Here is a 9,056-nt window from a genome sequence, read left to right as displayed (position 1 = left end):
CCGGGGTTACCGGCGCGGTTCACGGTCTGCTTTGTACGTTCTGGAAGCCGCATTAAATCCGCCTGTTTCGTCAGATCCGTAAGACATGTTGCGACGCTCTTGATTAAGATGGAATCGAAAAATAGTTACCCATTCAAAGGATCAACGCCACCGAATAACATCACCGCCCCCAATGCGAAGCCCTGATCACTTCCATCAATCTCTCCGGCGCCTTGAGCGGGGCGAAGCCTAGCTGCGCATAGACGCCGTGGGCGTCGGCGGTGCCGAGCATCCAGCGGCGGATGGTCTGCATCTCCGGATGGGTCATCAGGGAGCGGACGAGATTGCGGCCAAGGCCCTGGCCGCGATGGGCGGGCACCACCATCACATCACACACCCAGGCGAAGACAGTATAGTCGGTCACCGCGCGGGCAAAGCCCGTCAGCGTGCCGGCCTCGTCCCGCGCGAGGGCGCAGAGGGAGGCGGCGCAGGCGCGTTCCACCGTCTCGCGCGGAATGCCGGGCGACCAGTAGGCCTCCTGCAGCAGGGGGTGGAGCACATCGATGTCTGCGGGCGTGGGCGGAGCCAGAGTGATCTTCATACGGCAGATATGCCGCGTCTGAAGGGGCTTGGGAAGCTGCGCCTTTAAAAGCCCCTCCCCTTCGCCCCCCCTAGAGAAAGCCGATCCAGCGCCCGGTGAGGAGGACGGCAAGCCAGCAGGCGAGCGAGGCGGCGGCCATGAGGCGCACCGGGACGCTGGCCGCGCCCTCTGACAGCACGCGGCGCCAGCCCGGCGAGAGATGCTGCAGCCCCACAATGATCAGCGCCGCCGCCAGCAGCGCCATTTTCCAGACAAAGGCCGCATTGCCGAGATAGTCTGCCGGGCGCACCGCCCAGAGCGCGGCGCCCGTCAGGAGGGCAAGGGCGAGCCCCAAGGCCGCGCACCGCGAGAGGAAGGGCGCCAGCACCTGAAGCGGATATTGCCGCCCAAGGCCCAGCAACCTCAGATCCAGCGGGATGATCGCGCCAACGAGCAGCCCGATGCCCAGGATATGCGCCGCGTTCACGGCCATATAGACGTCGCCGCTGCCGCGAAGGGCCTGCGCGATCCAGGAGGCCTCAATCCAGCCGGTCACGGCCATCGGCGCTATTCGGCCACGATCCGCTCTGGGTACATATCATAATTGGTGCCGTTGATCGTGATGCGCACCGCCTTGATATGGGCGCGGGAGGCATCCGAATTGCGGTTGCCGAGCACAGTGATCGCGTCTCCGGTCTCGGCGGTGTCGCCGGTGAAACCGGATCGCTGGGTCTGGTTAGGGTTGCCGAGGTCTACCTGCCACAGCGTCCCATCGGCATCGCGCACCTCAAGGCTCGGATGGGGCGGGCTCATGGATATTGTCTCGATGGTGCCTTCAAGTTCTGTCTGTTCGCTGTCGGCCCAGGACCATCCGTGATGGGCGAAGGCCTTTCCGCCTGCTGCGAGCGCAAGGGTTATCAGGGTGGCACCAAGGGCCATTCGGGATAACGTCTGCATACTGACTTCCTTCTGGGTTGCTGATGGAGACCGGGGCATCCTCGCCCTAATCCGGCCTGCGGGCAACCCTGTTGGCCCTTCCCGCGCGCCGGAGGGCAGCGGGAGGTTACCCCTCCCCGGCCGTTCCCGGCGCGGTGAGATTGTCGTGCAGGGCGCGGATGCGGGCGTTGAGGTCGCGCAGCTCGTCGGCGGACATTCCGGCTTTTTCCATCAGGTTTGCGCCCACACAGCCTGCCTCCAGCCGCAGGGCGCGGCCCTGATCGGTGAGGCTGATCAGCACCTGGCGCTCATCCTGCGGGTTGCGCACGCGGGTGAGATGGCCGGCCGCTTCCAAACGCTTCAGCAGCGGGGTCAGCGTGCTCGGCTCCAGTTCCAGCTGGCCGGAAAGCTCGCTGACGGATTGATTGTCCCGGTCCCAGAGCAGGTTGAGCACCAGATATTGCGGATAGGTGATGCCCAGCCCGTCCAGCACCACCTTGTGGACCCGCTGGATGGCGAGGTTGGTGGCGTAGATCGTGCGGCAGATATGCTCGCTCAGCGGCGGGGGCAGCGGGGGATTGGGAGCGGTCAGCTTCGGCATGTGGTATTCCTTTATGGCGCGGGGGCCAAAGAGACCCTTATCGCGAAATTACCTATCGCGATAAAAATAATGCTTGACGCCGAAATGGCAATCTCCTACCTGATGTTTATCGCGATAAGGGTTATCGCAAAAACCAATCGGAGCTCCCCATGATCAAGTCCCTGCTGTCTGCCGTTGCCCTTTCTGCCCTGGCCGCTGGCCAGGTTTCTGCCGCCGACCCTGCCCCCAAACCCCCTGCCCAAGGAGAAATTCAGATGTCCATGATCACCGCCAAAGATGGTACCCAGCTGTTCTACAAAGACTGGGGCCCGAAAGACGCCCAACCCATCGTGTTCCACCATGGCTGGCCGCTGACCGCCGATGACTGGGACGCCCAGATGCTGTTCTTCCTGTCGGAAGGCTACCGCGTTGTGGCGTTTGACCGCCGCGGCCAGGGCCGCTCCACCCAGACCGACATTGGCCATGACATGGACACGTTCGCGTCTGACACGGCCGATCTGGTTGCCGCGCTCGACCTGAAAAACGCCGTGCATATCGGCCACTCCACCGGCGGGGGCGTTGTTGCCCGCTATGTGGCGCAGGCTGAGCCGGGGCGCGTGTCCAAGGCCGTCCTGATCGGCGCGATCACGCCGGTTCTTGGCCAGATCGAGAGCAACCCGGCCGGCGTGCCGCTGGAAGTGTTTGAAGGCTTCAAGGTCGCCCTCACCAAGAACCGTGCCGAGTTCTACCGTGAGATTCCCTCGGGGCCGTTCTACGGCTTCAACCGGGAAGGCGCTGAGGTCAGTGAAGGCCTGATCCAGAACTGGTGGCGCCAGGGCATGATCGGCAGCGCCAAGGCCCAGCTCGATACGATCACCGCCTTTGCCGAGACCGACTTCACGCAAGACCTGAAGGCAATCACCCTGCCGGTCCTGGTGATGCATGGCGGGGACGACCAGATCGTTCCGGTGGACGAAACTGCCCGCCGCGCTGCCGCCCTGCTGCCGAACGGCACGCTGAAGGTCTATGACGGCCTCTCGCACGGCCTGTTTGCGACGCACCCTGACGTTATCAACGCCGACCTGCTGGCCTTCATCAAAGGCTAAGGCGCGCGCCCGAAATAAGGCCCAGGCCGCCCGTCAAAGGTGGCCTGGGCTTTTTTCGCCGCATTAAACTTCAGAAATCGTAGGCGATGCCCTTGCGTTCCCAGTCTCCGAAGCGGGTGGGCTCGATGTTTTTCGGGCCGCCGATTTCGTCGCTGGGCAGCGCTGCCTCGGCCCGTTTGCGGGCGTCGGCCTCTTCCAGCGCGCGGCGGGCCGGCTCTGGCAAGGCGGCGCGGCGGGCGATCTCTTCGTCTGACAGTTTACCGGTCATTAAAATCTTTCCGTGTCATTCACCCTTTCCCATATAGTGCTGCAGACACGAATTGCGCAAAGGCGCGCAGGCTTCGTTCTTGTTGATGAGGAGACCCCCACCGATGGGCACGGCCAAGACCTTTATCCTTCTCGCCGCCATGACGGCCATTTTCATGGCGATTGGCTTTCTCGTGGGCGGCACGGGCGGCATGATTGTCGCGTTCGTGGTGGCCGCTGCGATGAACGTGTTTGCCTGGTGGAACTCCGACAAGATGGTGCTGCGGATGCAGGGCGCCCAGGAAGTGCTGCCCGATACACGCAACCCCATGCTGCGCGCCTTTGGCGAGGATGTGGCGCGCCTCGCGGAGAATGCCGGCCTGCCCGCCCCGCGCATCTACATCATCGATACACCCCAGCCCAACGCCTTTGCCACGGGCCGCAACCCGAAAAACGCCGCCGTGGCAGCCACGACCGGCCTCCTCAACATGCTCAACCGCGAGGAAGTGGCCGGCGTGATGGCGCATGAGCTGGCTCACGTTCAAAACCGCGACACGCTGACAATGACGGTGACGGCAACGCTGGCCGGTGCCATCGGCATGCTGGCAAACTTTGCCCTCTTCTTCGGGCGGGAACGCACCGGGCTGATCGGCGCCATTGCCATCATGATCTTTGCACCGATGGCCGCCGCGCTCGTGCAGATGGCGATCAGCCGGTCTCGCGAATATGAGGCCGACGCGCGCGGCGCAGAAATCTGCGGCAACCCGCTCTGGCTTGCTTCAGCGCTGGAGAAAATCGAGCGCGGCGCGCGCGCCCAGGTCAATCCCTATGCGGAACGTAACCCCGCCATGGCGCACATGTATATCTCCAACCCCCTGAACGGGCGCGGGGCAGACAACCTCTTCTCCACCCACCCGGCGACCGCCAACCGCGTGGAAGCCCTCCGCCGCATGGCGGGCGACATGGGCCTCTCCGCCGCCCCCGCCCCGGCAGCGCGTTCGAGCGGGCCCTGGGGGTAAGTGAAAGCAGGCAATGGCTGGCGCTGCCCGCCTCCCCCGGTTACGGGGGAGGATGACAACCTCTATCGGAGAGCCCTGATTTGAGCGGCGCGCATATCCGGCTGGCGGCGGGCCGGCTTCTCAATCTTGTGCTCGACAAGCGGCGCACGCTGGATGACGCGATGGCGGCGGACGATGCGTTCAATGCGCTCGACGGGTCAGACAGGGCCTTCGCGCGCGCCATTGCCTCCAGCGCGCTGCGGCATCTCGGCTGGATCGACCGGGGCGTCTCCCCATTCCTCTCCCGGCCCCTGAGCGCAACCGGCGCCGAGGTCCGCGCGCTCATCCGCGCGGGCGCGGCGCAGATCTGGTTCATGGATGTGCCGCCCCATGCGGCGGTGTCCGAGACGGTTGAGGCCGCCCGGCTCTGGTCTCCGGCGCGCTCGGGCGGAGGGTTTGTCAACGCCGCCCTGCGCCGGGTCAGCGAAAGCGAAAGCCCTGCCCGCAGCCTCAGCCCCCTCGCCCTCTGGCCGGACTGGCTGGCGAGCCGGCTTGGCTCTGCCTATGGCCGCCAGACGGCGGAAGCGCTCGCCCTCGCCCAGCTGGAAGAACCCGGCCTCCATCTCTCCCCCAAAGCGGACGGCGCCCGCGTGGCGGCGGCGACCGGCGGCACGCTGCGGCCCGATGGCGCCATCGACATCACCAGCGGCACGGTGGAAACCTTGCCGGGCTATGCCGCAGGCGAATGGTGGGTGCAGGACGCCGCCGCGCGCATTCCGGCAAGGCTGCTCTCCCCCCAGCCGGGCGAGCGTATCCTCGACCTTTGCGCTGCGCCGGGCGGCAAGACGCTGCAGCTCGCCGCAGCCGGGGCGGAGGTCACCGCGCTCGACCGCTCCCGTCCCCGGCTTGAGCGGCTGAAGGAAAACCTCGCCCGGACGGGCCTTCACGCGGAAGTGATCGTCGGCGATGGGGAGGCCTGGAAGGCGCCCACCCCCTTCCCGAAAATCCTGCTGGACGCGCCCTGCTCGGCGCTGGGCACGCTGCGCCGCCACCCCGAAGGCGCCTGGATCAAGACCGAAGCCGATGTGACCCGTTTTCCCGCCGTCCAGGCCCGTCTGCTGGCCGCAGCCACCGATATGCTCGCCCCTGGCGGCACGCTGGTTTACTGCGTCTGCACGCCAGTTCCGGCCGAAGGGGTGGAGATTGTTGAAGCCGCGATTGCCACCGGGCCGCTGAAACGCGCGCCCGTACTGGCCAGCGAGATTCCAGGCTTTGAGCCCTCCCTCACGCCCGCCGGGGACGTGCTGACGTTGCCGGCGGCGGGGCGCCAGCATGACGCCTTCTACATTGCCCGGTTGACGCGGCCCGCCTGAGGCAGCCCGGAACCTTTCCTATCTGTAATCGTTTCCTGAACGGAAATCTGAAACACAGTTCATATCTCATTCAGCAGCAACTGCGGTATAACCAGCCCATCGCAGGTATGCAGTGCGAAAGGATTAAACACATGACTATGGCGATTACCCAACGGGCGAAGCCCATCAAAATGGCTGCAGGCGCTCTTGCGGCTCTGACCATGGCGCTTGCCGGTTGCGCCAGCTCCTACAATTCTAGCGCCGTGACCCCCGGCTCGGTCGGCCAGGCCTCGACGGTCTACACCGGCTATGTCCAGTCGGTCCGCGAAGTGACCATCCGGTCCGAGCGTTCGCTGATCGGTACCGCCACCGGCGCCGTTCTCGGCGGCCTGGCAGGCTCTGAGCTCGGCGGCGGCGACAAGGCCCAGACGGCTGGCGCCATCGGCGGCGCAGTTGTCGGCGGCATCGCCGGTAACGAAGCCGGCAAGGCCATGGGCACGAAGCGCGGCTATGCCTACACCGTCCGCTTCGACAATGGCGAAGTGCGCGAAATCACCCAGGGCGCGGATATCTATATCCAGCCCGGCACGCCGGTGAACGCGATTGCCGGCGCTGATGGCTGGCGGATCGTTCCGCGCTAAGCCCGCGCGGGTCCTGATTGCCCCTCCCCTGACAACCGGCTGCCTCGCGCAGCCGGTTGTTTTCATTTTGAGGCACAGGGCGCGACAAAACAGGGACTTTGCGCGAAAGGCCGTTTCACAAAGCCGTAATTCGCTCTAGGGAGGGGGTATGAAACCCGTCCTGATTTCCCCTTCGATCCTTTCTGCGGACTTTGCCAAGCTGGGCGAGGAGATCCGCGCCATTGATGCGGCCGGCGCCGACATGATCCATGTCGATGTCATGGATGGCCATTTCGTGCCCAATCTCACCTTCGGCCCGCCGATCATCGAGAAGCTGCGCCCGCATACGAAGAAGCTGTTCGATGTGCACCTGATGATCGCGCCGGTAGACCCGTTCATCGAAGACTTTGCCAAGGCGGGCGCCGACATTCTCACCGTCCATCCCGAGGCCGGACCGCACCTGCACCGCACGCTCCAGTCGATCCGCGCCGCTGGCATGCGCCCCGGGTTGGCGCTGAACCCCGGCACCCCGGCCAGCGTGATCGAACCGGTGATCGGCGATATTGATCTGGTCCTGGTCATGTCGGTGAACCCCGGCTTTGGCGGGCAGAGCTTCATTGAAAGCCAATTGAAGAAGGTCGAACAGCTGCGCCGCATGATCGATGCGTCGGGCCGGGACATCATTCTGGAGATCGACGGCGGCCTCAACGCCGAAACCGCACCGCGCGCCATTGCTGCGGGTGTCACAGCCATTGTCGCCGGATCCGCCGTATTCAAGGGCGGGCCGGAGGCATATGCTGCAAACATCCGGGCACTGAGGCCGCAGGTAAACGCCTGATCGCATAGTCCGGGGACGGGTCTGAAGTCTTGGCCGAGAGCGATTCTGATTTTCACGCCGACCGCACGCGCACCAGCAGCGATGACGCCGCGCTCTGGCGCCGTTTCCGCGGCGTGGTCGGCGATGATGCCAAGGTTTCCACGCTGCAGAAGCTGAAGCTGACGGGGCACGGGCCGGACGCTTTCTCGATGCACATCTCAAACCTTCTGCCCCCGGACGACCGGCGGGGCGAAGCGCTCATGGCAGGAATCTGGCGCATCGGCCAGCAGCGCATGGTGATGACCGGCGGCGAGGCCCCCTGGAGCCTTGAGATGCCCTCGCGCCATTTCGCAGACCGGGTGCACCGGTTCGGCTGGTTGCCTGATCTCTTCGCGCGCGGGGAGGAGGGCGCCGCCCTCGCCCGCCGCCTGACCGATGACTGGATCGAGCGGTTCGGCAAGTTCAACGGCTTTGCCTGGCGCATCGAGCCGACGGCCAGCCGCGTATGGAACTGGATGCGCTGCGGGCCAGAGCTGTTCGAAATGGGCAGCGCCGAGGACCGCAGCCAGCGGATCGACGCCCTCTCCCGCCAGCTGCGCTATCTGGCCGAAGTGATCGAAACGGCGCATGATCCCAAATCCCGCTGGATGGCGGCCGTCAGCCTCGTGGCCCATTCCCTCTGCCTACGGAAGGGCGCAGGCCTCAGCGAAGCGCTCGCGCGGCTGGAAGGCGAAGTTACCGCGCAGATCCTGCCTGATGGCGGTCATGTGACCCGCAGCCCGGCCCACACCCTCTCTTCCCTCCTACACCTCCAGACCATCGAGGAAGCGCTGATCCGCGCTCAGCGCCCGGTGCCGGACTGGATCACCAAATGGACGCCGCGCATGGGCGCCATGCTCGGCTTCTTCCGCGCAGGCGATGGCGCGCTCGACACCTTCAATGATGGCGACGAGAGCCGCGCCGAAGTGGTGGAAGCTGCCCTTTCCCGTTTCGAGACGCCGCCGCGCCGGTTCCTCTTTGCGCCCAAATCCGGCTTCCAGAAGATCGAGCGCGGCACGCTGCGCTTCGTTCTGGATTGCGGCGAAGCCCCGCCCCGTCCGTTTGCGGAACATGCCCGCGCCGGCGCGCTCGGCTTTGAATTCTCCGACGGCCCGGCCCGTATCGTCACCTCCTGCGGCTATTCCTCCGAAGTGAACGTCGACTGGCAGGCCGCCGTGCGCCGCACCAGCGCCCACTCCACCCTGATCCTCGCCGGGCGCGACAGCTCCGCCTTCGTGCTCAACGAGGAAACGCGGATGCGCGCGGTCACCGGCCCGGAAGGCATCGCCGCCAAACGCCTGGAGGAAGCCAGCGAAATCTGGCTCGACGCCCAGCATGCCGGCTACAAGGCCTCTCACGGCCTGCTCCACCGCCGCCGCATCTTCGTCTCCGGCGCGGGCGACCGGCTGACCGGGGAAGACTCGCTCGTGCGCCCCGTGGCCCAGCCGCCGACCGATGACAAGAAGGGCGTGCCCTTCGAAATCCGCTTCCACCTCCACCCCACCATCACGGCCCATATGGGCCGCGATGCCATCCGCCTCGTCAGCGAGACGGGCGCCGTCTGGCGCTTCAAGACCAGCCATGAGGGCGCGCGCCTGGAACGCACCGCCTATCTCGCCCGCGGCGTGGTGGAAACGCCCGAACAGATCGTCCTCTCCGGCTTTGCAGACCCCAATGGCGATGGCAGCCAGCCGCCCAACTGCATCCGCTGGGCGTTCATCCGGGAAACAGCCGCGCCGGCGCGGCCAGACTCGGCTTGACGGCTCCGCAGGGGGTGCTAGGCCGCGGGCAGCTTTCCCAACG

11 protein-coding genes are annotated in these 9,056 nt (G+C 65.7%); 6 read left to right on the top strand and 5 right to left on the bottom strand.

The window, feature by feature from the left end:
* Positions 1-160: 160 nt before the first annotated feature.
* The 4 genes from HPO_RS16535 to HPO_RS16520 form a co-directional block, all read right to left on the bottom strand.
* A complete protein-coding gene (locus HPO_RS16535; RefSeq protein WP_051612710.1) occupies positions 161-580 on the bottom strand; it encodes a GNAT family N-acetyltransferase in 420 nt (139 codons plus the stop codon).
* Between the two features lie 70 nt (positions 581-650).
* On the bottom strand, positions 651-1,121 hold the full coding sequence (locus tag HPO_RS16530; protein ID WP_035601247.1) for a DUF6644 family protein: 471 nt from the start codon (positions 1,119-1,121) through the stop codon (positions 651-653).
* Positions 1,122-1,126: 5 nt separating this feature from the next.
* On the bottom strand, positions 1,127-1,516 hold the full coding sequence (locus HPO_RS20370; protein WP_084324387.1) for a DUF6152 family protein: 390 nt from the start codon (positions 1,514-1,516) through the stop codon (positions 1,127-1,129).
* A gap of 106 nt (positions 1,517-1,622) precedes the next feature.
* Positions 1,623-2,096 (bottom strand): MarR family winged helix-turn-helix transcriptional regulator, encoded by a 474-nt coding sequence (locus HPO_RS16520; RefSeq protein ID WP_035601244.1) that lies wholly within the window; start codon positions 2,094-2,096, stop codon positions 1,623-1,625.
* A 254-nt stretch (positions 2,097-2,350) separates the two neighbouring features.
* Here HPO_RS16520 and HPO_RS16515 point away from each other — a divergent pair, with 254 nt between their 5' ends.
* Positions 2,351-3,181, top strand: coding sequence for an alpha/beta fold hydrolase (locus tag HPO_RS16515; protein WP_035601278.1), 831 nt, complete (start codon positions 2,351-2,353; stop codon positions 3,179-3,181).
* Positions 3,182-3,251: 70 nt separating this feature from the next.
* On the opposite strand, the gene HPO_RS16510 is transcribed toward HPO_RS16515, so the two are convergent.
* Positions 3,252-3,449 (bottom strand): DUF1674 domain-containing protein, encoded by a 198-nt coding sequence (locus HPO_RS16510; protein ID WP_035601241.1) that lies wholly within the window; start codon positions 3,447-3,449, stop codon positions 3,252-3,254.
* 103 nt (positions 3,450-3,552) lie between these two features.
* Between HPO_RS16510 and htpX the strand changes: the two genes are divergently transcribed.
* The 5 genes from htpX to HPO_RS16485 all read left to right on the top strand — a co-directional run bounded on the left by htpX (position 3,553) and on the right by HPO_RS16485 (position 9,013).
* A complete protein-coding gene (gene htpX / locus HPO_RS16505; RefSeq protein ID WP_035601238.1) occupies positions 3,553-4,446 on the top strand; it encodes a zinc metalloprotease HtpX in 894 nt (297 codons plus the stop codon).
* An 80-nt stretch (positions 4,447-4,526) separates the two neighbouring features.
* Positions 4,527-5,798: an RsmB/NOP family class I SAM-dependent RNA methyltransferase gene (locus tag HPO_RS16500; protein ID WP_051612709.1), complete on the top strand. Its 1,272-nt coding sequence runs from the start codon at positions 4,527-4,529 to the stop codon at positions 5,796-5,798.
* A 170-nt stretch (positions 5,799-5,968) separates the two neighbouring features.
* Positions 5,969-6,418, top strand: coding sequence for an outer membrane lipoprotein (locus tag HPO_RS16495; protein ID WP_233349211.1), 450 nt, complete (start codon positions 5,969-5,971; stop codon positions 6,416-6,418).
* 148 nt (positions 6,419-6,566) lie between these two features.
* Positions 6,567-7,235, top strand: a complete 669-nt coding sequence (rpe, locus tag HPO_RS16490; protein WP_035601232.1) for a ribulose-phosphate 3-epimerase — start codon at positions 6,567-6,569, stop codon at positions 7,233-7,235.
* Positions 7,236-7,264: 29 nt separating this feature from the next.
* Positions 7,265-9,013, top strand: coding sequence for a heparinase II/III family protein (locus HPO_RS16485; protein WP_035601230.1), 1,749 nt, complete (start codon positions 7,265-7,267; stop codon positions 9,011-9,013).
* The last annotated feature ends 43 nt before the right edge of the window (positions 9,014-9,056 follow it).

Source organism: Hyphomonas polymorpha PS728, from assembly GCF_000685315.1.
GTDB classification, from domain to species: Bacteria; Pseudomonadota; Alphaproteobacteria; order Caulobacterales; family Hyphomonadaceae; genus Hyphomonas; species Hyphomonas polymorpha.
Note: the sequence above shows the minus strand (reverse complement) of the source record. Positions and strands in the feature narration are given on the sequence as shown.

Bases quoted from the DNA above. Each gene is read 5' to 3' on its own strand.
- HPO_RS16535 (WP_051612710.1), bottom strand. From the start codon at position 580: ATGAAGATCACTCTGGCTCCGCCCACGCCCGCAGACATCGATGTGCTC.
- HPO_RS16530 (WP_035601247.1), bottom strand. From the start codon at position 1,121: ATGGCCGTGACCGGCTGGATTGAGGCCTCCTGGATCGCGCAGGCCCTT.
- HPO_RS20370 (WP_084324387.1), bottom strand. From the start codon at position 1,516: ATGCAGACGTTATCCCGAATGGCCCTTGGTGCCACCCTGATAACCCTT.
- HPO_RS16520 (WP_035601244.1), bottom strand. From the start codon at position 2,096: ATGCCGAAGCTGACCGCTCCCAATCCCCCGCTGCCCCCGCCGCTGAGC.
- HPO_RS16515 (WP_035601278.1), top strand. From the start codon at position 2,351: ATGTCCATGATCACCGCCAAAGATGGTACCCAGCTGTTCTACAAAGAC.
- HPO_RS16510 (WP_035601241.1), bottom strand. From the start codon at position 3,449: ATGACCGGTAAACTGTCAGACGAAGAGATCGCCCGCCGCGCCGCCTTG.
- htpX (WP_035601238.1), top strand. From the start codon at position 3,553: ATGGGCACGGCCAAGACCTTTATCCTTCTCGCCGCCATGACGGCCATT.
- HPO_RS16495 (WP_233349211.1), top strand. From the start codon at position 5,969: ATGGCTGCAGGCGCTCTTGCGGCTCTGACCATGGCGCTTGCCGGTTGC.
- rpe (WP_035601232.1), top strand. From the start codon at position 6,567: ATGAAACCCGTCCTGATTTCCCCTTCGATCCTTTCTGCGGACTTTGCC.